This window comes from Kitasatospora sp. NPDC028961, from assembly GCF_055564815.1.
In genome coordinates this window covers 25,299-47,234 of record NZ_JBVHVO010000003.1, presented here as the reverse complement: position 1 = coordinate 47,234, position 21,936 = coordinate 25,299, and the positions used below count along the sequence as shown (strand labels likewise).

Sequence of the window (21,936 nt, the reverse complement as noted above, 5' to 3'; positions counted from 1 at the left end):
TCCATGGACACCATGCGCGAGCGCTTCGTCGACGTGACCGCCCGGCTGCTCGACGACGACCCGCGGCTGGCCGTCGTGCTGGCCGACATCAGCGCCGCGGGCTTCGCCCCCGCCGCCGAGCGCCACCCCGACCGGGTGGTCAACGTGGGCATCCGCGAGCAGCTGCTGATCGGCGCGGCCGGCGGACTGGCGCTCACCGGGATGCGGCCGATCGCCCACACCTTCGCCAGCTTCCTGATCGAACGCCCCTTCGAGCAGGTCAAGTTGGACCTGGTCCACCAGGGCGTCGGCGCGGTGCTGGTGAGCGCCGCCGGCTCCTACGACTGGCCCGCCGGCGGCCGGACCCACATGTCGCCGGGCGACGTCGCGCTGCTGGACACCCTGCCGGACTGGACGGTCCACGTCCCGGGGCACCCGGACGAGGCGGAGCGGTTGCTGCGGCACGCGGTGGCCGACGGCGACCGCAATGTGTACGTGCGGCTGTCCGAGCACCGCAACGCCTCGGCGGTACCGGTCGAGGCGGGGCGGTTCTCCGTCCTGCGCCGGGGCGCCAAGGGCGTGGTGCTCGCGGTCGGCCCGATGCTGGACGCCGTGCTGGCGGCCACCGAGGGGCTGGACGTCTCGGTGCTGTACGCGACCACCGTGCGGCCGTTCGACGCGGCCGGGCTCCGGGCGGTGGTCGGCGGACGCGCGGACGTGGTGGTGGTCGAGCCCTACCTGGCCGGGACGTCCGCCGGGGAGGTGCACGCGGCGCTGGCGGACCGGGCGCACCGGGTGCTCGCCCTCGGGGTGCCGCGCGCGGAGCACCGGCACTACGGCTCGATGGCCGAGCACCTGGCCGCCTACGGCCTGGACGCGCCCGGGCTGCGGGAGCGGATCGGCACCTTCCTCTGGTGATCCGGCGGGCGAGCCGAGGCGCGGGCAGGCCCCGGCCGCGCCGCTCACAGCCGGACGACCGCGACGGAGTCCGGCCCCAGCCGCACCGCCGCCCCGTCGAGCGCGCACTCGCCGAAGGACGCCACCACCTCCCGCCCCGGCCCCCCGAGCGGCAGCGCGGCGGGGGCACCGCCCAGGTTGACCGCCACCCGGTGGGCCCCCCGGTGCAGCACCAGCCACCGGGCCGCCTCGTCGTACTCGGTCCGGACGGCCGCGAGGTCCGGGTCGGAGAGCTCCGGCCGGGTGCGCCGCAGCCGGATCAGCGTCCGGTACCAGCTGAGCAGTTCGGCGTGCGGGGCGCGCCCCGGCTCGGTCCAGTCGAGGACGGAGCGCAGCACGGTGGCCGGCTCCTGCGGGTCCGGCACCGCGTCGGCCCGCCAGCCGTGCTCGGCGAACTCCCGCCGCCGGCCCTGGCGGACGGCCTCGGCCAGGTTCGGGTCGGTGTGGTCGGTGAAGTACTGCCACGGGGTGGCCGCGCCCCACTCCTCGCCCATGAACAGCATCGGGGTGAACGGCGAGGCGAGCACCAGGGCGGCCCCGCAGGCGAGCCGCCCGGGGGAGAGACCGGGGGAGAGCCGGTCGCCGAGGGCCCGGTTGCCGATCTGGTCGTGGGTCTGCAGGTAGCCGAGCAGCCGGTGGCCGTACGCGGGCGGGAAGGGCCGGCCGTGGCTGCGCTCCCGGAACGAGGACCAGGTGCCGTCGTGGAAGAAGCCGTGGGTGAGCGTCCGGGCCACGGCGGCCAGCGGGGCGCGGGCGAAGTCCCCGTAGTAGCCCTGGGACTCGCCGGTGAGCGCGGTGTGCAGCGCGTGGTGGAAGTCGTCGCTCCACTGGGCGGTGAGGCCCTGGCCGCCGGCCTCGCGGGGGGTGGTGGTGCGGGGGGAGTTGAGGTCGGACTCGGCGACCAAGAACAGCGGCCGGTTGGTGGCGGTCGCCAACCGGTCGACCTCGCGGGAGAGTTCCTCCAGGAAGTGGACGGCGCGGTCGTCCGCGAGGGCGTGCACGGCGTCCAGCCGCAGGCCGTCGATCCGGTAGTCGCGCAGCCAGGCCAGCGCGCTGCCGATCAGGTACCGGCGCACCTCGTCCGAGCCGGGGGCGTCCAGGTTGACCGCCGAGCCCCACGGCGTGTGGTGCCGGTCGGTGAAGTACGGCCCGAAGGCGGGCAGGTGGTTGCCGGACGGGCCGAGGTGGTTGTGCACCACGTCCAGCACGACGCCGAGGCCCTTGCGGTGCGCGGCGTCCACGAAGCGCTTCAGCCCCTCCGGACCGCCGTAGGGCTCGTGCACGGCCCAGAGCGAGACCCCGTCGTAGCCCCAGCCGTGCCGGCCGGGGAACGGGCAGACCGGCAGCAGTTCGACGAAGTCGACACCCAGCTCGACGAGGTGGTCGAGGTGTTCGGCGGCGGCGTCGAAGGTACCGGCGGCCGTGAAGGTGCCGACGTGCAGTTCGTACAGCACGGCGCCGGGCAGCGGGCGGCCGCGCCAGCCGGTCTGCGACCAGCGGAACGCGGCGTGGTCGACGGGCCGGCTGGGCCCGTCCGGTCCGTGCGGCTGCCGGGCCGAGCGAGGGTCGGGCAGCGGGCGGCCGCCGTCCAGCCGGAACGCGTAGTCCCCGGCCGGCGCCGGCCCGTGCCACCAGCCGGGCCGGCCGTCGTCCCGGGCCAGCGGGTGCCGCGCGCCGTCGACCTCCACCTCGACCCGTTCGGTGGCCGCCGGGGCCCACACCTCGTAGGTCCGGACCTCGTGCGTCGTCACGCCTCGCCCCTCCTGGTCAGCAGCGCCACGGGCTGCGCGGTCAGCAGCTCCGCCACCGGCACCGGGCCGGCCGGGTGGCGGCGTCCGGTCAGTTCGTCCGTCCACGCGCCGCCGGCCGGCAGGTCCAGCGCGGTGTCCTGCCAGCCGCCGGCCCGGGCGAGCCCGTACGGCAGCCGAGTGACCGCCGTGATCACGTCGTCGCCGCGGGCGAAGGCGAGCAGGTGGTCGGCGGCCGGGCCCCGGGCGGCCAGCGGCCGGTAGGCGCCCAGCGGCCGGCGGCGGCGCAGGTGCAGCGCCGTCGCGGTCAGGTGCAGCTTCTCCCGGGCGAGGTCGCCCGCCCGGGGGGTGGCCGAGTCGGTGAGGCGGACGGCGAGCGCGCCGAGGTCCACCACGCCCCGGTTGTCCGGGTCGACCAGGGTGTACAGCGGCTCCTCGCTGCCCTGGTAGAGGTCCGGCACGCCGGGCACGGTCAGGTGCAGCAGGGCGGCGGAGAGGGTGTTGGCCCGGGCGTGGGGCGCGAGGGCCCGGACGAAGCCCTCGATCCGCGGGAGCAGCCCCGGGTTGGCGTAGGCGGCCCGGGCCCGGTCGGCCAGGGCCTGCTCGAAGCCGGCGTCGGGGGCCGTCCAGGAGGTCCGCAGCTTGGCCTCGCGGGCGGCCTTGAGCAGCGCGGGGACGAGCCGGTCCGGCGTGATCGGCCAGGCCGCGACCAGCGTCTGCCAGAGCAGCCAGTCGCTGTTCGGGTCGCCGCCCGGGCCGGCGGCGGTGGACCAGGCGGCGGCCTCGTCGGCCCAGGCCCGCGGCTGCTCGGCGAGCACGGCGAGGCGGGCGCGGGCGTCGGCGCTGCGCTTGGTGTCGTGGGTGGAGAGCACCGTCATGGTGGCCGGCCAGTGCTCCTCGACGTAGCGGCACCAGGCGTGGAACGCGGCGGGCGGGAGCCCGGGCCGGGCCGGCTCGCCGCCGACCTCGTTCAGCGCGAGCAGCGCGTTCCAGCGGTAGAAGGCGGTGTCCTCGACGCCCTTGGCGGCGACGGCGGCGGCGGTCTGCGCGAAGCGGGCGCAGAACTCGTCCTTCTCGGGCCCGCTGCCGAGCCGCCCGAGGGCGAGGTCGGCGACCAGCCGCCCGGTGGCGTCCTCGGAGCCGTCGAGGGCCGCCCGCACCTGCTCCTCGGAGACCGCCGGGGCGGGCTCGCCGGGCCGGACGTACGGGCGGTACGCGGGGTAGCCGGTGAGCACCCGCCGCAGGGCGTCCCGCAGCTGCCAGGGCGCGTGGTCGGCGTGGGCGGGTTCGGCGGCGCCGATCCGCACGGCGAGCCGGACCAGCCGCTCGACCTCGGCGGCCAGCTCGCCGTGCGGGCCGGTCATGTCGGCCCGCCCGCGCCGGGCGGCGGCGACGGCCGGGTGCGGGTCGGCGCACGGCTCCCCGCCGGACCCGGCCCCGCTGACCGCGTGCTCGTAGGCGCCGGCCAGCCGGCAGGCGCCGGCGTGGTCGGTGAGCACGCCGTCGATGCGGCGCAGCGCGTCGTACCCGGTGGTGCCGGCGCACGGCCAGTCCCCGGGGAGGCGCTCCTCACCGGTGAGGATCTTCTCCACCACCGTGTAGGCGCCGCCGGTGGCCCCGGCGAGCCGGCGCAGGTAGCCGCGCGGGTCGGCCAGGCCGTCCGGGTGGTCGATCCGGAACCCGTCCAGGACGCCCTCGCGGTGCAGCCGCAGCAGCACGCCGTGGGTCGCCTCGAACACCTCGGGGACTTCGACCCGGACGGCGATCAGCTCGTTGACGGTGAAGAACCGCCGGTAGTTCAGCTCGGTGCGGGCCAGCTGCCACCAGGCGAGCCGGTACCACTGCCGGCTGAGCAGCTCGGGGAGCGGGAGGCCGGCGGTGCCGGGCCGCAGCGGGAGGGCGTGGTCGTGGTAGCGGAGCTCCTCGCCGTCGACCACGAGGTCGCCGAGGACGGCCCCGAGCCGGTCGCCGAGCAGCGGCAGCAGCACCCGGCCGCGGCCGGGGGAGTCCGGGGGGCCCGGCTGGGCGGTCCAGTCGATGTCGAACCAGGGTGCGTACGGCGAGTCGGGGCCGTCCCGCAGGACGTGCCAGAGCGGCCGGTTGAGCCGTTCGGGGACGGGGACGGCCATGTGGTTGGGCACCACGTCGGCGAGCAGCCGCAGGCCGTGCCGGTGGGCTTCGGCGGCCAGCGCGCGCAACGCCGGTTCGCCGCCGAGCTGGGCGCTGATCCGGCCGTGGTCGACGGTGTCGTAGCCGTGGGTGGATCCGGGGGCGGCCTCCAGCAGCGGGGACAGGTGGAGGTGGGAGACGCCGAGGGCGGCGAGGTAGGGCACCGCGGCGGTGGCGTCGTGGAGGGTGAAGCCGGGCTGCAGCTGGAGGCGGTAGGTGGCGGACGGTACTGCGGCCGGGCGGGGCTGGGCGGGCTCGGCGGCGTAGGTCATGTGTCCATGACTACCCGTGCGAGCCCGCGGCCAAGACCCGTTGCTGATCCGAACAGGTGAACGTGGTGACCGCGGCACGCCGTGGGGCCCGTCCGCGGACCCCGGGCGCCGCCCCGCGGCCGGGCGTCCGGCGCCCGGCCTAGGCCGGCCGCTGGAGCACCATCAGCGAGCGGTCGACGAGCGAGAGCGCGTCCCCCGCCTTGACCCGGGCGCCGGTGCCGGGGGCGGGCAGCCGGGGCTGGGCGGTGTCGACCACGACCTGCCACTCCTGGCCGTGGTCGGCCGGGACGGTGAACTCCAGCGGTTCGAAGTGGGCGTTGAACATCAGCAGGAAGGAGTCGTCGACGATCCGCCCGCCGCGCCGGTCCGGCTCCGAGATGGCGTAGCCGTTGAGGAAGACGGTGAGCGACTTGGCGTAGCTGGCGCCCCAGTTGCGCTTGGTCATCTCCTCCCCGCCGGGGGTGAACCAGGCGATGTCGGTGAGGTCCTCGTAGTGGCCGTTGGCCGGGCGGCCGGAGACCGGGCGGCCGTGGAAGAAGCGGCGTCGCCGGAAGACGGGGTGGTCGCGGCGGAGCCAGATCATGCCCTGGGTGAATTCGAGCAGCCGGGACTCGGGGCCGTCGCCCTCGGGCCAGTGCACCCAGGCGAGTTCGTTGTCCTGGCAGTAGGCGTTGTTGTTGCCCTCCTGGGTGCGGCCGAGCTCGTCGCCGTGCGAGAGCATCGGCACGCCCTGGGAGAGCATCAGGGTGGCGATCAGGTTCCGCTGCTGGCGGGCGCGCAGCTCCTCGATGGCCGGGTCGGTGCTCGGGCCCTCGGCGCCGCAGTTCCAGGAGCGGTTGAAGGATTCGCCGTCCCGGTTGTCCTCGCCGTTGGCCGCGTTGTGCTTGTCGTTGTAGGAGACCAGGTCGCGCAGGGTGAAGCCGTCGTGGCAGGTGACGAAGTTGATCGAGGCGATCGGGCGGCGGCCGTCGTCCTGGTAGAGGTCGGAGGAGCCGGTGAGCCGGGAGCCGAACTCGGCGAGCGTGGCGTTCTCGCCGCGCCACAGGTCGCGCACGGTGTCCCGGTACATGCCGTTCCACTCCGTCCACAGCGGAGGGAAGTTGCCCACCTGGTAGCCGCCCTCGCCGAGGTCCCACGGCTCGGCGATCAGCTTGGCCTGGGAGACCACCGGGTCCTGCTGGACGAGGTCGAAGAACGAGGAGAGCCGGTCCACCTCGTGGAACTGCCGGGCCAGCGTGGCGGCGAGGTCGAAGCGGAAGCCGTCGACGTGCATCTCGGTGACCCAGTAGCGCAGCGAGTCCATGATCAGCTGGAGGACGTGCGGGCTGCGCATCAGCAGGCTGTTGCCGGTGCCCGTGGTGTCCTCGTAGAACCGCTGGTCCTGGGCGAGCCGGTAGTAGGAGACGTTGTCCAGGCCGCGCAGCGAGAGGGTCGGCCCGAGGTGGTTGCCCTCGGCGGTGTGGTTGTAGACGACGTCCAGGATCACCTCGATGCCGGCCGCGTGCAGCGCCTTCACCATCGACTTGAACTCCTGCACCTGCTGGCCTCTGTCCCCGGTGGAGGAGTAGGAGGAGTGCGGGGCGAAGAAGCCGACCGTGTTGTAGCCCCAGTAGTTGGCCAGGCCGAGGTCGCGCAGCCGGTGGTCGCGGACGAACTGGTGCACCGGCATCAGCTCGATCGCGGTGACGCCGAGCTTGGCCAGGTGCTCGATCACCGCCGGGTGGGCCAGCCCCGCGTAGGTGCCGCGGATCTCCTCGGGGATGCCGGGGTGGAGCTTGGTGAGGCCCTTCACGTGGGCCTCGTAGACCACCGTGCGGTGGTAGTCCGTGCGCGGCGGCCGGTCGGTGCCCCAGTCGAAGTACGGATTGACGACCACCGAGTGCATGGTGTGCGGGGCGGAGTCGAGGTCGTTGCGGCGCTCGGGCGCGCCGAAGTGGTAGCCGTAGACCGACTCGTCCCAGTCGATGTTCCCGCTCATCGCCTTGGCGTACGGGTCCAGCAGCAGTTTGGCGCTGTTGTGCCGCTGGCCGAGGCCCGGGTTGTACGGTCCGTGGACGCGGAAGCCGTACCGCCGGCCGGGCTGGACCCCGGGGAGGTAGGCGTGCCGGACGAAGGCGTCCGTCTCGCGCAGCTCGACGGCCGTCTCCGACCCGTCCTCGTCGAGCAGGCAGAGCTCGATGCGGTCGGCGCTCTCGGAGAACACCGCGAAGTTGGTACCGGCCCCGTCGAAGGTGGCACCGAGGGGGTAGGGCTTCCCTGGCCAGACCTGCATGAGTCCTCAACTTCCTTGTGTCGAAGGGAAACTGACAGGTAGTCCGACTATCAGCCCGGACCCCGACGCTCTCTTCCCGGCTGGGCGGCCGGGCATGTGCGACGGTCGCGCGCCGTGACGCACGGCACAGTCCGCATACTCCCCGACGCCGCCCCCGAGGGCGGGGCCATTCGCCGCGTGTTCGCCCGAACGGGTGTCCGCCGGGTACCCCCGGGGCCGCCGGGACGCACGGGGCGGCCGGGGCGCACGCGCCCCCCCTCGGCCAACCGGCTGCGGGCGCCTCGCGGCGGGCAGTACCCTTGATCGTCCGGCCGCTTCCCGCGCCGTGGCGATCCATCAGGGAGTGCGGCGCCGGCGGACGCGGCAGGACCGGCAGCACCCGACAGAAGACCCGACCGACGATCCGGCAGACCACCGGCTCCGGCAGCAACCAGGTGAGGTGGCGCATGGTGTACCCCGCCGGCGGCCGTGGCGGTGGGCCCGGCGGCCCCGACCGGGGCGGCGCCCGCAGCGAGGCCCCGACGGTCGTCATGCGCCCCGCCATGACCGGCCGGGCCGTGGTGCCGGCCCAGGGCGGCCCGGTCGAGATACCGGCCCTCGCCTGGTCCGGCGCCGAGTGGGAGGACGCCTACCAGCGGGTCCGGCTGGCCGGGCGGGCGTACGTCTGGCTCAACCTGGTCGAGCAGCGGCTGCGCTCCCTCGTCGACGAGGTGCTCTACCCGATCTACGCGCCCGCCCACGGCGAGGACTGGGTGACGGCCGCGGCCGGCCCGGCCGGCGAGGAGTGGGCCCACCGGGCCGGCGCCGTCCGCGAGGTCAGCCGCCGCAAGGGGTACCTGCTCGACCCGGCCGACGACGACCCGCTGGTCTTCCTCACCCTGCCCCAGCTGCGCGAGCTGATGGTCCAGCACTGGCCCTGCTTCGACCCCTACCTGGCCGACCGCCGGGAGATCGAGCTGGCGCTGGACGAACTGGAGGTGGCCCGGCACGTCGTCTCCCGCAACCGCGTCCTCACCCCGACCGTGCTCGCCCAGACCGAACGCGCCGCCGCCCGGCTGCTCGCCGTGCTGGACGGCGGGACCGGCGGCGTCCCCGCCGACGTCGTCGAGTCCCTGGTGGCCGGCCGGTACGCGGACGTGGTCGCGGTGCACGCCGACCGGGTCCGGCTCCAGCGCGACCTGCCGGTGGAGGACCTGCTGGACGGCGCCCGGCGGCTGGACGCGCTCGGCATCGGCCTCGGCATGCTCTGCCAGAACTACACCGGCAAGCGCCTGGTCCGCCTCGCCACCGACGGCTGCCGGGTCCGGCTGCTCTTCCTCAACCCGGCGAGCAGCGCCGTCCGCCGCCGGGAACGCGAACTGGGCCTCGGCCGCGGCGAGCTGGCCCGTTCGATCGAGATGAACATCATGCACGTGCGCCGGGTCCGGGCCCGGCTGCGCGACCAGGGCGGCTTCGAGATCCGGGTCTTCGACGAGACCCCGCGCTTCACCGCCTACCTGGTCGAGGGCCCGCGCCCGTCCGGCCAGACCGGCGGCCCCCGCCGGCAGACCCGGGACCTCGGGGTGGTCCAGCCCTACCTGCGCCGGGCCCGCGGCATGGAGTCGCCCGCCCTGGTCCTGCGCGGCGGCGCGGGCCAGCAGCCGGGCGGCACCGACGCCGGGCTGCTGGAGGTCTACCGCGAGGAGTTCGAGGGCATCTGGGGGGACTCCCGGCCGGTCTCCTGAGCGGCCGGCGGGCCGGTTGGCGCGCAGGGGCCGGGGCCGCCGCGAAACCGGCTGGCCCGGCCGGCCGGGCCGCTGGAAGACTGCCCCGGTGACCACCACCCCCGCCTGGACGATGCGCCCCGCCACGACCGCCGACCTCGAACCCCTCGTCGAGCTGCGCGCCGTGGTGCTGCGCCCCGACCTCGAACGGCTCGGCCGCTACGACGAGCACCGGGTCCGGCGGCGGCTGCGCGACTCCTTCTCCACCCGCTGGACGTCGGCCGTGCTGGTCGACGGCGCCCTCGCCGGCTGCGTCACCGTCCGCCCCGACGGGCCGGGCGGGCGGCTGCTGGAGCACTTCTACCTCGCCCCGGAGCTCCAGGGCCGGGGGGTCGGCTCCGGCGTCCTGCGGTCCGTCCTGGCCGAGGCCGACGCCGCCGGCGAGCCGGTGCGGCTCGACGTCCTCCGGGGCAGCCCCGCCCGCCGCCTCTACGAGCGGCACGGCTTCACCCTGGTCTCCGAGGACCAGGTCGACGTCCGACTGCTCCGCCGGCCCGTCGGCTCGCCCGCCGCCGCCCGGCTGCGGGACCGGGCCCTGCTCTGGACCATCGGCGAGCTGCGGGCCCGCGAGGTGGTGGAGGCGGCCTGCGGGGCCCTGGCCGCCGGGCTCGACAACCCGGCCCTGCGGGCCCTCGCCGCCTGCACCTACGGGGAGGCGGACGCCTCGGTCGCCGAGCTGCTGGCGCCGGCGCTCGCGGAGCTCGGACTCGACCTCCCGCCGGTCGACAGCCGCTCCGCCGAGCGGGCGGGGCTGGTGGCGCTGGCCGCCCGGCTGCTGACCGGCGAGCTGACGCCGAGGGAGCTGGCGCACGCGGCGCACCGGCGGTGGGGGCACGAGGACGGGCCGGCCGAGGCGCTCGCCCTCCTCGACGACGACTACGACCTGCTCGGCCGCAGCACCCGCACGCGCGGCGAACTCGACGAGGAGGTGTGGGCCGAGGCCCGCCGGCTGACCGCGCACACGGGGGCCGGGGTGGGGGCGTCGGCCGCGGCGGCGAACTGATCCGCGGGCGCCGGGCGTCCCGCCACCACCGCCGAAGCGCCGCCGCCGCGTCGGTCGGAAACCGGCGGGCCCGGCCCGCTCGCGGCGGCCCCGGGTGGCCGCACACCGACCCCGGTGGGTGTCGACCGGGCCTGGGCCAGGGGCGGAGCCGTCATGGCCGCGTCGGTCAGCAGCCGTCCGGACCGGTCGCCGGGCCACTCGCGGCGGGCCACCGCCGCTGGGCACTTCGCCGGTCTCCACCGGGCCCGGGACGGTGCCGGCGGGCCGGGCCGGAGCCTGCCCGGCGGGGCCCGGGGACGGTGCCCGCCCGCCCCACCGGCGGCGTTGTCGGTGGCCCGGGCGATGATAGGGGCTGTTTCGACCAGCAGGACGGAAGGACACACCCCTATGAGCTGGTGGCAGCAGCCACTGGTCGGCTTCGACCTGGAGACCACGGGCACCGACCCGACCGTGGACCGCATCGTCACGGCCGCCCTCGTGGACACCGTCGGAGCCCGCCGGCTGAGCGCCACCGGCTGGCTGGTCGACCCGGGTGTCCCGATCCCCGCCGAGGCGGAGGCCATCCACGGCATCGGCGACGAGCTCGTCCGCAGCAAGGGCCGCCCGGCCAAGGCGGCGGTCGACGAGATAGCCACCGCCCTGTGCGAGCGGCTCGCCGCCGGTCACCCGGTGGTCGCCTTCAACGCCCCCTTCGACCTCTCGCTGCTCGACGCCGAGCTGCGCCGCCACGGCCTGGCCCCCTTGGCCGAGCGCCTCGGCGGTCCGGTCGCGCCGGTCCTCGACGCCCTGGTCATCGACCGGGCCGTCGACAAGTACCGCAAGGGCTCGCGCACCCTCCAGCGGGTCTGCGAGGTGTACGGGGTCGAGCTGACCGACGCCCACGAGGCCGGCAGCGACGCCCTCGCCGCCGTCCGGGTCGCCGTCGCCCTCGCGGAGCGGTACCCGGCCGAGGTCGGCGAGGTGCCGCTCGACGTCCTGCACACCCGCCAGATCGACTGGTACCGGAGCTGGGCGGAGGGCCTGGAGGCCTGGCTCCGCCGCGGCAAGGACCCGCAGGCCGTCATCGACCCGCGCTGGCCCCTGCGCTGAGGGCCTGACCGCCGGAGCACCCGGCCGCGCGGGCCGGGCCGACCGGGCCTCGCGCCGCGTCCGGCACCGGCCCGGTCGTGCGGGACGGCGATCAGGTCCGCCGACCGGGTGGCCGGCGGTGGGGAGGCCGTCGCACCCCGTACCCGGCGTTCAACCGCGGTCCGGGCGCGTCGGGTTGATCGGTCGCCCGGTGCGGAGCGGTGATCACCGGGCCGCGCTGTCGCGAGGCGTTCGGCCGGGTCAGCGCGCGGGGAGGTCGAAGCGGTAGCCCTGGGCGATCAGCCAGGGGAGCAGCTGCTTCAGCGCCGCGACGGTCTGGCTCCGGTCGCCGCCGCCGTCGTGCATCAGGATCACGCCGCCAGGCCGGAGTTGGCTCTGCACGGTGGAGACGATCGAGGCGACGCCCGGGCGGGACCAGTCGCGCGGGTCGACCGACCAGCCGAGCGGGCGCAGGCCCTCGGCCGCGGCGATGTGCTGGTTGTCGGCGGTGAACCCGCCGCCGGGGGCCCGGAACCAGGCGACCTCGGTGCCCGGTCCGCCGGCCCGCACGATCATGTCCCGGCCGCCGGAGATCTCGGACGCGGCCTTGTCGTGCGAGAGCGGGGCGAACGGCAGCGGGTGGCTCACGGTGTGGTCGCAGAGCCGGTGGCCGGCCGCCCGGATCCGCTTGACCATGGCGGGTTGGGCCGCGGCCTGCTGGCCGATCTGGCAGAACGTCGCCTTGACGCCGTACCGGGCCAGCAGGTCCAGGACCTCGCCGGTGGCGGGGCCCGGCCCGTCGTCGAAGGTGAGCGCCACCGTCCGCCCGCCGGAGGCGGTGGAGCGGACGACCGAGGTGGACACCCCGGTCGCGGGCGGAGCGGGCGGGGCCGGCGGGGCCGGTGTCGTCGTGGGCGGCCGGGGGGCCGGTGCGGTGGACGGGGTCTTGGCGGGCACCGGGGTCTTGGCGGGCACCGGGCTCTTCGAGGGCGCCGGGGTCCGGGGAGGAGCCGGTGGCTCGGGCGTGGCCGGTCCGCCGGTCGCGGGCTTCGAAGCCGGGACGGCGTCGCCCGGCGGGGTGGCGGCGGGGGCGCTGCCCGACGGCGTGGACGACGGCGTGGACGAGGACGGGGACGAGGACGCCGAGGAGGACTCGGAGGGGGACCCGGCGGGCGACGCGGCCGGAGCCGGGGCGCCGGTGCCCGACGCGGTGGTGCCCGGCTGCGGCTGCAGCGCCCCGTTGGCGGTGCCGCAGGCGGCCAGGGCGAGTGAGGCGACCACCGCCACGCAGCCCGCGAGCAGCCGGCGGCGGCGTCGGACGGAGGGGGAGGGACGCTGCGAGGTGGTGTGCTCCGGCATGGCTGCGGCTCCTGAGGCACTGGGCGACTACCGGTCCCCGATCAGGGAGACTGTCCGACAAGACGCCCATCGGACCGCCCCGGTTGCACGCCGGAGCCGCCGATCCCACGCGGAAGACGGCAGGCTCAGAACGGGTACCAGCGCACCCCGGTGGCGCCCTCGCGCAGCGAGTCGACCCGCCGGCGGAACTCCGCCAGCGCGGCCGGGTTGCCCGGCGCCTGCTGGGCCACCCAGGAGGCGCTCGCCGTCTCGCGGGCGCCGCGCAGCACCGCGAAGCCCGCCCACTCCCGGACGTCCCAGCCGTACGCCTCGGTAAACGCCCGGTACTCCTCGGCCGGGACGCCGTACCGGTCGTGGCTGAGCGCGAGCACCACCAGGTCGTGCTCGCGCAGGTCGTGCGAGGCGTACTCCAGGTCGAGCAGGACGGGCCCGTCCGCCCCGACGTGGACGTTGCGCGGCAGCGCGTCGCCGTGGATCACGCCGGTCGGCAGCTGCGCGGGCAGGCCGGGCAGCGCGGCGGCGAAGTCGTCGCGGCGGTCCCGGAGGAAGGCGACGTCGGCGGGGTCGACGTGCCCCTCGGCGGAGGCCAGCCAGCGCTCGACGGGGGCGAGGAGGTCCCGCCGGGCGAGCGGGAAGGGCGGCAGGGGCAGCCGGTGGAGGGCGAGCAGCAGCGGCGCGAGGTCCACCGGCCGGGCGGGCCGCTCGGCGGGGGCCAGCCGCTCCCAGAAGGTCACGGGGTGGCCGTCGACGACGTTCGGCTCGGGCGGGACGGCGTCGTACGGGCGGACCACCGGGATGCCCCGGTCGGCCAGCCAGCGGGCGAAGCCGAGCTCCCGCCCGGCCCGGTCGGACAGCTCGGGGCCGCGGCCGACCTTGGCCACCACGGCCGGGTCGCCGAGGTCGAAGACGGCGTTCTCGCCCAGGGCGAGCAGCCGGGCGCCGCCGGGCTCGGGCAGGCCGGCGGACGCGCAGGCCCGGGCGAGCAGCAGCCGGGCGCGGCCCTCGTCGAAGGGGATCATGGGGCTGCTCCGTTCCGCGGGACGCCTGGACGGTGATCATCATGACGCACGCGGACCGGGCCCCGCGCGACGCGGGGCCCGGTCACGGCCGGCGGCCGGCGGCCGGTGGGGTGCCGGCGGTGGTGTCAGACCCCGACCCGGCGGTGCCGGGCCCGCTCGGGTTCGGCCGGCCCGGTGGCGGTTCCGGGGCCGCGGACCGCTGCGCCGACCGGCGGGAGGCCCCCGCCGTGCGAGAGCTCGGGCAGCCACCGCAGCCAGGTCGGCAGGTACCAGTTGCGCTCGCCGAGCAGGGTCATCACCGCGGGCAGCAGCACCGCGCGGATCACCGTCGCGTCGATCAGTACCGCGACGGCGAGGCCGACGCCCATCTGCTTCATCGCCTGCATGGAGAGGGTGCCGAAGACCGCGAACACCGCGACCATGATCACTGCCGCGCTGGTGACCACCCCGGCGGTGGAGCGGATGCCGTGCGCGACGGCGGCCCGGGTCGGCAGGCCCTGGTCGCGGCCCTCCTTGATCCGGGAGACCACGAAGACGTGGTAGTCCATCGAGAGGCCGAAGAGGATCACGAAGAGGAAGAGCGGCACCCAGGTCTCGACCGCGCCGACCCCGGCGGTGCCCAGCAGCGAGGCGCCCACGCCGTGCTGGAAGACCAGCGTCAGCACCCCGTACGCGGCGCCGACCGAGAGCAGGTTGAGCACCACGGCGGTGGCGGCGACGGCCAGTGAGCGGAAGGTGGTCAGCATCAGCAGGAAGGCGAAGGCCACCACGAAGCCGAGGACCAGCGGCATTGAGCCGGTCATCTTCGCGTTGAAGTCGTGCGACGCGGCGGTCCGCCCGGTGACCGGCGCCTCGGTGCCGGGCACCCGGAGCACGGTGGCGGGCACCAGGTCCTCGCGCAGGCTCTTCAGCGCGGCGGTGCTGGTGGCGTCGTTGCCGCTGCCGCCCAGCGGGATGTCGACGGTGGCGACGTTCTGTGCGGGGTGCACGGTGACGTCCACCGGCCCGTGCATCCGGCCGTCGGCGAGCGCCCTCGCCCGGAGGTCCGCGATCGCGGCGGTCATCGCCGGGGAGTCGATGTCGGCGGCCTTGATCACCACCGAGGCCGGGGCCGGGCTGCCGGGGAACGCCGCCTCGATCTTCTGCGAGACGGCGACCAGCGCGTTGCCCGCGGGCAGCTGCTGGCGGAAGGTGAGATTGGCGGTGCGCATGGTCAGCAGCGGCGCGGCCAGGGCGAGCAGCACCGCGGTGGCGAGGAGGGTGGCGGCCAGCGGGCGGCGCAGCACCGGCGTGAGGACGGCGTTCCAGAACCGGCCGCCGGTGCCGGCGGTGCCGGGGCGGCGCAGTCGGCCGAGCAGCGGGACGCGGCCCTTCTCGACCCGGTCGCCCAGCATGGACAGCAGGGCGGGCAGCACGGTGAGCGAGCCGAGCACGGCGGTGACCACGACCACGATGGTGGCGTAGGCCATCGCCTGGAACTCGGCCATGCCGGTGAGGAACATGCCGGCCATCGCGACCACCACGGTGACCCCGGAGACCAGCACGGCCCGGCCGCTGGTGGCGGCGGCGACCGCCAGCGCGGTCTCCAGGTCCCGCCCGGCGGCCCGCTCCTCGCGTTCGCGGCGCAGGTAGAAGAGGCAGTAGTCGACGCCGACGGCCAGGCCGACCAGCAGCATCACCGAGCCGGCGCTGTCGGTGGTGTGCAGGACGCCGCTGCCGAGCGCGACCAGTCCGCCGGCCGCGACGAAGGCGGTGACCGCGAGCACGACCGGCAGGACGGCGGCGACCAGCGCGCCGAAGGCGATCAGCAGGATGCCCAGCGCGAGCGGGACGGCCGTCCACTCGGCGCGGGTGAAGTCGCTGGAGAACTGCTCGTCGATCCACTTGCCGGAGCTGGCGTCGCCGAGTTCGGCCACGGTGAGGTCCGGGTGCTGCCGCTGGACGGCGGCGACGGCGTCCAGCACGGCCGTGACGTTCTTCACAGCCACCTCGTCCCCGCCGGCGACGTTGAACTGGACGAGGACGGAGCGGCCGTCCGCCGAGACCGCCCCGGTGTCGTACGGGGAGCGGACGTCGGTGGCCCGGCCGGTGCCGGTCACCCCGGCGAGCACCTGGTCGACGGCGGCACGGAAGGCCGGTGCGTCGGCGGTCGTGGTGGCACTCTGGACCAGCACGGTCTCGCTCGCCGGGGCGGTCAGCCCGGCGTCGTCGAGGATCCGCGCGGCTCGGGAGACCTGACCGGGCATCGCCTCGGAGTCGGCGACCTCGGTGCTGCCGTGCAGTCCGCCGAGGTAGGCGGAGAGGACGACGAAGAGCAGCCAGCCGAAGACGGCTGCCTTTCTGTGCCGGGCGCTCCAGGCGCCCATCGCGGCGGCGAGGCCGAGCTTGGTCTTCACGGAGTCGTTCCCCCTGGGAGAGCGGCGGTCGTCGCGGGGCGAGAGTGCCGTCGGAGAGCCGGCCGCCGGAATCGGGCGCCGGTGTGCGTTCGGCGTCACAACCGACAGTAGGGAAAGGGCCGTTGAGCAGGTATCCGGCTGGCGGGGGAGTCGTCCCGGGGGTCTGCCACGGGGGCGGGGTGGGGTTATCCCTACCGGGGAACCCTGACTTCTCCTCCCTCAGAGTGGGTGCGAACTCCACCCTGAGGGGGAGTGGTCTCCACCCCGAGCACGAGGTGAGAGGGCCGGTCGGCGGGTGAAGATGGTGCGGGGCGGCTGGACGGCGTCCCTGAGGGGGTTGGTCTACGGGGGATATTTGCTTGCCGGTCGGCAAGCAAGTTCTCGTATGATGATGTCCTCATCTCACTTACCTGCCGACCGGCTAGGGGCGGGCCTCGTCGCCATGCCCTGCCGGTCCTCCGTCGCCCGGAGTCCCGTCCCCCAAGGGCTGGCGGTGAACCATGCCCAGGAGGCATCACGAGCATGTTCCACCGACTCGGACATTTCGTCGTCCGTCGCGCCTGGTGGGTGATCGCGGCATGGGTTGTCGCGATGATCGCGATCGTGGCCGGCGCGCCGACGATCACCGCACAGACCGACGAGGCTTCCTTCCTCCCCAAGCACTACGAGTCCATCCAGGCCTCGGCGCTCCAGGAGAAGGCGTTCCCGGCCAACTTCACGCCCTCCGCGATGGTGCTCTTCGAGCGCAACGACGGCGCCGCGATGAACGACGCCGACAAGGCCGCCATGGCCAAGATCGTCCAGGGTCTCTCGGACAAGAAGATCGCGGACGTCGAGAAGGTCATCCCGGTCAGCGAGCAGACGACGTCCAAGGACGGCAAGTACGCGCTCGCGCCGATAGCCATCGACAAGGCCAAGCAGCAGTCCGAGGACTTCGGCGAGGCCGCCAAGCACCTCCGCGAGGAGGGCAAGTCGCTCACCTCGGGGACCGACCTGAAGTTCCAGCTCGGTGGCGCCGCCGCCCAGGCGCTGGACCAGAAGGAGTCCTCCGGCTCGGCCGACGCGCTCATCGCGATGTCCACGGTCGTCCTGGTCGCGCTCATCGTCGGAATCATCTTCCGCAGCGTCCTGGCCGGACTCCTGCCGATCCTGATCTCGCTGATGGTCGCCATGCCGACCGCCAACGGCGTGATCGCCTACGCCACCAAGGCGTTCGGTCTGGAGAGCACCCCGGTGCTGTCGGCGATCCTGATCGTCGTCGTGCTCGGTGTCGGCACCGACTACTTCCTCTTCCTGGCGTTCCGCTACCGCGAGCGGCTGCGGGCCGGGGACGACCGCAAGGAGGCCGTGGCCAACGCCGTCGGCCGGGTCGGTGAGGCGATCGCCTCGGCGGCCGGCGCCGTCACCGTCGCCTTCGCGGTGCTGATCCTCTCCAGCCTCGGCATGTTCAAGGCCCTCGGCCCGGCCCTGGCCATCGCGGTGATCGTCACCGCGCTCGCCTCGCTCACCCTGGCCCCCGCCGTGCTCGCGGTCATCCCGGCGCGCGGTGTGTTCTGGCCGGGCAAGAAGTGGATGAACGAGCCGGGCAACGCCCGCTTCACCGCGCTCGGCCGCATGGTCGAGAAGCGCCCCGCCCTGGTCGCCCTGGCCTCCGGCGGCGTGCTGGTGGCGCTGTCGGCCGGCGCCCTGGGCTACAACGGCACCTTCGACCTCGCGGGCAGCTCCATGCCCAAGGACAAGGAGTCGATGGTCGTCCAGGACAAGCTGATGAACGGCTTCTCGGCCGGCGCGGCCGACCCGAGCCACGTCTACCTGACCAGCACCGCGGGCACCAAGCTCGACCCGGCCGCGTTCGAGGGCTTCGCCGCCAAGCTCGGCGGCGTCCACGGGGTGTCCCCGGTCGCGGCGAAGCCCCAGCTCAGCGAGGACGGCACGACGGCCGACTTCACCGTGCTGCTCAACAACGAGCCGTCCAGCAACGCGGCGATCGACTCGGTCACCGAGCTGCGGGAGGTCGCGCACAGCCAGGCGCCGACCGGCACGGAGGCGAAGGTCGGCGGTCTGACCGCCGTCTACAAGGACATCAACCTCGCGATGAACCACGACTACAAGCTGGTGTTCCCGGTCGCGGGTCTGCTGATCCTGCTGATCCTGGGCCTGCAGCTGCGCAGCGTGGTCGCCCCGTGGTACCTGATGGTCTCGGTCGGGCTCGGCTTCACGGCCACCCTCGGCTCCGCCACGCTGCTCTTCCAGAAGCTGGGCAGCGAGAGCGGTCTGATGTTCATGCTGCCGATCCTGATCTACCTCTTCGTGGTGGCGATCGGGACGGACTACAACATCCTGATCATCGCCCGCCTGCGGGAGGAGGCCCGCGCGGGCCGCAACCCGCGTGAGGCGGCCCGCGAGGCGCTGCGCCACGGCGGCCCGACCGTCGCGGCGGCCGGGTTCATCCTGGCGGCGTCGTTCGCGACCTTCATGCTCGCGGGCAACGTGTTCATGCTGGAGTTCGGCTTCGCGATGGCCTTCGGCATCGCCCTGGCGGCCTTCGTGATGGCGCTCTTCTTCACCCCGGCGCTCACCGCGCTGATCGGCCGCGCCGCCTGGTGGCCCGGCCACGGCGCCGACGACCAGCACCAGTCCGGCCCGGCCCCGGTGGCCGGTGCGCACGGTGTGCCGGAGCCGGCCGGACGGCACTGACCGCCCCGTCGCACCGCACGGCACGCGGCGTCCGCTTCGGCGGGCGTCGCGTGCCCGCTTTGCGGCGCGGGCAAACGTGACGTGCCAGGCAAAAAGTCCCCGGTCAATCGGGGTGGCGCCGTGCTACAGTCGACTCAGTTGCAGTTTTGGTTCCCATGAACGTTTGTGTGCGCCTGCTGGTTCAACCCAACAGGCGCATTTGTTTTGTCCGGTGTTTCAGTCTCCGGATGGGGATCGCGGCTACTTGGGGTCCACGAAGTGTGGGCTCTGATGCCCCAGTTTTTGAGGAGACGGTTATGGCTACCGGCACCGTGAAGTGGTTCAACAGCGAAAAGGGCTTCGGCTTCATCGAGCAGGATGGTGGCGGCGCTGACGTGTTCGCCCACTACTCGAACATCAGCGCTCAGGGCTTCCGTGAGCTCGTCGAGGGCCAGAAGGTCGAGTTCGACGTCACGCAGGGCCAGAAGGGCCCGCAGGCCGAGAACATCCGCGTCATCTGAGTCCAGCTTCCGAGCTGACTCGCGATCTCGCGTAGCGAGGGCCCGTACCGCACGGTGCGGGCCCTCGTGCATGCCGCCGAACGGCCGGGGCGGCGAATTCCCACCCGACGGCCGACCAGCCCCGACCGGGCTGTGCTCCCATCGGATGGAGAATCCATGACCACCCCTGCCCGCGCACCCCGTGACAACGAGCGCGGCGGCGACCGTTCGCGCAAGCCCCGCACCGGCGGCGGCGCCCGCAACGGCGGCGCCCCCCGCGGCGGCGCCCCGCGCAACAGCGCCCCGCGCGCCGCCCAGGCACCCGCCGACTTCACCGTCGTCCAGGGGGGCACCCCGCCGCGGCCCCCGGCGGCCACCTTCGGCGAGCTGGACCTGCCCAAGGGCATCCTCAGCGCGCTCACCCGCGAGGGCGTCACCGAGCCGTTCCCGATCCAGGGCGCCACCCTGCCGGACTCCATCGCCGGCCGCGACGTGCTCGGCCGCGGCCGCACCGGCTCCGGCAAGACGCTCGCCTTCGGCCTGCCGCTGCTGGCCCGCACGGCCGGCAAGCGCGCCGACTCCCGGCACCCGCTGGCCCTCGTCCTGGTGCCCACCCGTGAGCTGGCCCAGCAGGTCACCGACGCGCTCACCCCGTACGCCACCGCCGTGAACCTGCGGATCGCCACCGTCGTCGGCGGTATGTCGATCACCCGGCAGGCCAACGCCGTGCGCCGGGGCGCCGAGGTCCTGGTCGCCACCCCGGGCCGGCTGGACGACCTGATCAACCGCGGCGACGTCCGACTGGGCGACGTGGCCATCACCGTCCTCGACGAGGCCGACCAGATGGCCGACATGGGCTTCCTGCCGCAGGTCACCAAGCTGCTGGAGCAGGTCGCCGAGGGCGGGCAGCGGATGCTGTTCTCCGCCACCCTGGACCGCAACGTCGACCGGCTGGTCAAGCGCTTCCTGACCGACCCGGTCACCCATTCGGTCGACCCGTCGGCCGGCGCGGTGACCACCATGGACCACCACGTGCTCCAGCTGGACCCGGCCGACAAGGCCTCCGCGACCGCGCACATCGCCTCGCGCGACGGCCGCGTGATCATGTTCGTGCACACCAAGCACGGCGCCGACCGCCTCGCCAAGCAGCTGCTGGCCAACGGTGTGAAGGCGGCGGCCCTGCACGGCGGCAAGTCCCAGCCCCAGCGCAACCGGGTGCTCGACCAGTTCCGCGACGGTCTGGTGACCGCGCTGATCGCCACCAACGTGGCCGCCCGCGGCATCCACATCGAGGGCCTCGACCTGGTCGTCAACGTGGACCCGCCGATCGACCACAAGGACTACCTGCACCGCGGCGGCCGCACCGCCCGGGCCGGCGAGTCCGGCACGGTCGTCACCCTGGTCCTGCCCGACCAGCGGCGCGAGGTCAACCGGCTGATGACGGTCGCCGGCATCCGCCCGACCACGACGAAGATCCGCCCGGGCGACGCCGAGCTGACCCGGATCACCGGTGCCCGCACTCCCAGCGGCGTACCCGTCGCGATGGTCGTCCCGGCCCCGGCCGCCGCTCCGGCCGCCGAGGCCAAGGCCGGCGCCCCGCGCCGCCGCCCCGCCAAGCGCTCGGGCCTGCCCACCGACGTCGACATGAACGGCAACCCGCGCCGCCCCCGTCCGAAGCAGCGCCTCGGCGGTGCCGGCGGCGGCCAAGGCGGCGGCGGCAGCCGCCAGGCCGCGGGCTTCATCGGCCGCTCCTCCGGCCGCCCGGCGCCCGGCTCGGGCTCCAAGACCGGCGCCAACTACGGCACCGGCCGCCAGCGCCGCAAGACCGACTGAGTCCTTCCGGACGCGGACGAGGACGAACGGCCCGGCTCCCCTCGGTGGGGGAGCCGGGCCGTTCGCGTGCGTCGGCGGGGGCGTCCCCGGCCGGCTTCGGCGGGGACGCTCAGGCGCTGGCGCTGAGCGCCGGTGCGGCGACGGCCTCGCGGCAGGCCCCGAGGTAGCGCCTGAGCACCAGGCGGGCGATCTCGGGGGCGGCGCCGAGGACCTCGGCGAGGACGTCCGCCTCCGCCTCGGCCGCGGCGTCCACGATCCGGTCCGGCAGCAGACCTGGGGCGAGCAGGTAGGGCGCGACGGCCACCCGGCGGGCCCCGGCCGCCCGCAGCGCGGCGGCGGCGGCGGGGACGCGCGGGCCGCCGGCGGAGGCGTACGCGACCTCGACGCCGGCCCAGCCGCGGGTCCGGCGCCACTCGGCGGCCACCGCCCGGGTGGCGGCGTCGGCGGCCGGGTCGGAGGAGCCGGCCGCGGCCAGCACGACACCGGTGCGGGCGCGGACGGCGGGGGAGCCGACGGCCAGCCCGGCCCCGGCGAGGCGGCGGTCCAGCGCGGCGAGCAGCAGTGGGGAGGGGGCGGGGAGCGGCCCGGTCGCCGGCGCCGCGTCCGCGACGCGCGGTCGCGCCGGGCCCAGCACGTCCGCGACCGGCAGGTCGGCGCCGGCGGCGCGCAGGGCGGCGGGGATGTCGTGCTTGGCGTGGAAGGCCCGGTTCAGCAGCAGCGGAACGGCCACGGCCGCCGGCAGCCGGCCGGCCACCTGCGGGATCCGCGGCGCGCAGTGGTCCAGGTACGCGGTGGCGACCTCCAGCCCGGGGCGCAGCGCCCGGACCTGCTCGACCACCCCCGCCACGGTGGCGGCGTGGCGGGGGTCGCGGCTGCCGTGGGCGATCAGCAGGAGCGGTCGATCCGGTGCAGACATGATCAC

The 21,936-nt window shown here is 75.1% G+C and carries 14 protein-coding genes; 7 read left to right on the top strand and 7 right to left on the bottom strand.

The features are described from left to right. Positions 1-3: 3 nt before the first annotated feature. The gene (locus ACZ4UX_RS07655) at positions 4-897 is read left to right on the top strand and encodes a transketolase family protein (protein ID WP_465706013.1); all 894 of its coding nucleotides are present in this window, start codon (positions 4-6) and stop codon (positions 895-897) included. A 44-nt stretch (positions 898-941) separates the two neighbouring features. On the opposite strand, the gene treZ is transcribed toward ACZ4UX_RS07655, so the two are convergent. From treZ to glgX, 3 genes are all read right to left on the bottom strand, one after another. After that, entirely contained in the window at positions 942-2,687 is a 1,746-nt protein-coding gene (treZ, locus tag ACZ4UX_RS07650; protein WP_465706012.1) for a malto-oligosyltrehalose trehalohydrolase, read from the bottom strand. After that, positions 2,684-5,125, bottom strand: coding sequence for a malto-oligosyltrehalose synthase (gene treY, locus ACZ4UX_RS07645; protein WP_465706011.1), 2,442 nt, complete (start codon positions 5,123-5,125; stop codon positions 2,684-2,686). Before treY ends, treZ begins: the two co-directional genes overlap by 4 nt. A 139-nt stretch (positions 5,126-5,264) precedes the next feature. Next, the gene (gene glgX, locus ACZ4UX_RS07640) at positions 5,265-7,397 is read right to left on the bottom strand and encodes a glycogen debranching protein GlgX (RefSeq protein ID WP_380386046.1); all 2,133 of its coding nucleotides are present in this window, start codon (positions 7,395-7,397) and stop codon (positions 5,265-5,267) included. A gap of 446 nt (positions 7,398-7,843) precedes the next feature. Here glgX and ACZ4UX_RS07635 point away from each other — a divergent pair, with 446 nt between their 5' ends. The 3 genes from ACZ4UX_RS07635 to ACZ4UX_RS07625 all read left to right on the top strand — a co-directional run bounded on the left by ACZ4UX_RS07635 (position 7,844) and on the right by ACZ4UX_RS07625 (position 11,252). After that, complete coding sequence (locus ACZ4UX_RS07635; protein ID WP_329487159.1) at positions 7,844-9,121, top strand: SAV2148 family HEPN domain-containing protein; 1,278 nt, start codon at positions 7,844-7,846, stop codon at positions 9,119-9,121. A gap of 88 nt (positions 9,122-9,209) precedes the next feature. Continuing rightward, positions 9,210-10,163 (top strand): GNAT family N-acetyltransferase, encoded by a 954-nt coding sequence (locus tag ACZ4UX_RS07630; RefSeq protein WP_465706010.1) that lies wholly within the window; start codon positions 9,210-9,212, stop codon positions 10,161-10,163. Between the two features lie 387 nt (positions 10,164-10,550). Beyond that, entirely contained in the window at positions 10,551-11,252 is a 702-nt protein-coding gene (locus ACZ4UX_RS07625; protein ID WP_465706009.1) for an exonuclease domain-containing protein, read from the top strand. 240 nt (positions 11,253-11,492) lie between these two features. Here ACZ4UX_RS07625 and ACZ4UX_RS07620 read toward each other — a convergent pair whose 3' ends face one another. The 3 genes from ACZ4UX_RS07620 to ACZ4UX_RS07610 all read right to left on the bottom strand — a co-directional run bounded on the left by ACZ4UX_RS07620 (position 11,493) and on the right by ACZ4UX_RS07610 (position 15,975). After that, positions 11,493-12,590, bottom strand: coding sequence for a polysaccharide deacetylase family protein (locus tag ACZ4UX_RS07620; RefSeq protein WP_465706008.1), 1,098 nt, complete (start codon positions 12,588-12,590; stop codon positions 11,493-11,495). Positions 12,591-12,715: 125 nt separating this feature from the next. Further along, positions 12,716-13,609 (bottom strand): phosphotransferase enzyme family protein, encoded by an 894-nt coding sequence (locus tag ACZ4UX_RS07615; protein ID WP_465706007.1) that lies wholly within the window; start codon positions 13,607-13,609, stop codon positions 12,716-12,718. Positions 13,610-13,734: 125 nt separating this feature from the next. Then, positions 13,735-15,975 carry an MMPL family transporter gene (locus ACZ4UX_RS07610; RefSeq protein ID WP_465706295.1) on the bottom strand — a complete coding sequence of 747 codons (2,241 nt, stop codon included), beginning with the start codon at positions 15,973-15,975 and terminating at the stop codon, positions 13,735-13,737. Between the two features lie 552 nt (positions 15,976-16,527). Between ACZ4UX_RS07610 and ACZ4UX_RS07605 the strand changes: the two genes are divergently transcribed. The 3 genes from ACZ4UX_RS07605 (at position 16,528) to ACZ4UX_RS07595 (ending at position 21,014) form a co-directional block, all read left to right on the top strand. Further along, positions 16,528-18,702, top strand: a complete 2,175-nt coding sequence (locus ACZ4UX_RS07605) for an MMPL family transporter (protein WP_465706006.1) — start codon at positions 16,528-16,530, stop codon at positions 18,700-18,702. A 296-nt stretch (positions 18,703-18,998) separates the two neighbouring features. After that, on the top strand, positions 18,999-19,202 hold the full coding sequence (locus tag ACZ4UX_RS07600) for a cold-shock protein (protein ID WP_329487154.1): 204 nt from the start codon (positions 18,999-19,001) through the stop codon (positions 19,200-19,202). A gap of 156 nt (positions 19,203-19,358) precedes the next feature. Continuing rightward, positions 19,359-21,014 (top strand): DEAD/DEAH box helicase, encoded by a 1,656-nt coding sequence (locus tag ACZ4UX_RS07595; protein WP_465706005.1) that lies wholly within the window; start codon positions 19,359-19,361, stop codon positions 21,012-21,014. Between the two features lie 109 nt (positions 21,015-21,123). On the opposite strand, the gene ACZ4UX_RS07590 is transcribed toward ACZ4UX_RS07595, so the two are convergent. After that, the gene (locus ACZ4UX_RS07590) at positions 21,124-21,930 is read right to left on the bottom strand and encodes a sirohydrochlorin chelatase (protein WP_465706004.1); all 807 of its coding nucleotides are present in this window, start codon (positions 21,928-21,930) and stop codon (positions 21,124-21,126) included. Positions 21,931-21,936: the final 6 nt, after the last annotated feature.

Coding starts and splice junctions, on each gene's coding strand:
- ACZ4UX_RS07605 (WP_465706006.1), top strand. CDS start 16,528: ATGTTCCACCGACTCGGACATTTCGTCGTCCGTCGCGCCTGGTGGGTG.
- ACZ4UX_RS07620 (WP_465706008.1), bottom strand. CDS start 12,590: ATGCCGGAGCACACCACCTCGCAGCGTCCCTCCCCCTCCGTCCGACGC.
- ACZ4UX_RS07655 (WP_465706013.1), top strand. CDS start 4: ATGGACACCATGCGCGAGCGCTTCGTCGACGTGACCGCCCGGCTGCTC.
- ACZ4UX_RS07635 (WP_329487159.1), top strand. CDS start 7,844: ATGGTGTACCCCGCCGGCGGCCGTGGCGGTGGGCCCGGCGGCCCCGAC.
- ACZ4UX_RS07590 (WP_465706004.1), bottom strand. CDS start 21,930: ATGTCTGCACCGGATCGACCGCTCCTGCTGATCGCCCACGGCAGCCGC.
- ACZ4UX_RS07610 (WP_465706295.1), bottom strand. CDS start 15,975: ATGGGCGCCTGGAGCGCCCGGCACAGAAAGGCAGCCGTCTTCGGCTGG.
- ACZ4UX_RS07600 (WP_329487154.1), top strand. CDS start 18,999: ATGGCTACCGGCACCGTGAAGTGGTTCAACAGCGAAAAGGGCTTCGGC.
- treY (WP_465706011.1), bottom strand. CDS start 5,125: ATGACCTACGCCGCCGAGCCCGCCCAGCCCCGCCCGGCCGCAGTACCG.
- ACZ4UX_RS07615 (WP_465706007.1), bottom strand. CDS start 13,609: ATGATCCCCTTCGACGAGGGCCGCGCCCGGCTGCTGCTCGCCCGGGCC.
- ACZ4UX_RS07625 (WP_465706009.1), top strand. CDS start 10,551: ATGAGCTGGTGGCAGCAGCCACTGGTCGGCTTCGACCTGGAGACCACG.
- glgX (WP_380386046.1), bottom strand. CDS start 7,397: ATGCAGGTCTGGCCAGGGAAGCCCTACCCCCTCGGTGCCACCTTCGAC.
- ACZ4UX_RS07595 (WP_465706005.1), top strand. CDS start 19,359: ATGACCACCCCTGCCCGCGCACCCCGTGACAACGAGCGCGGCGGCGAC.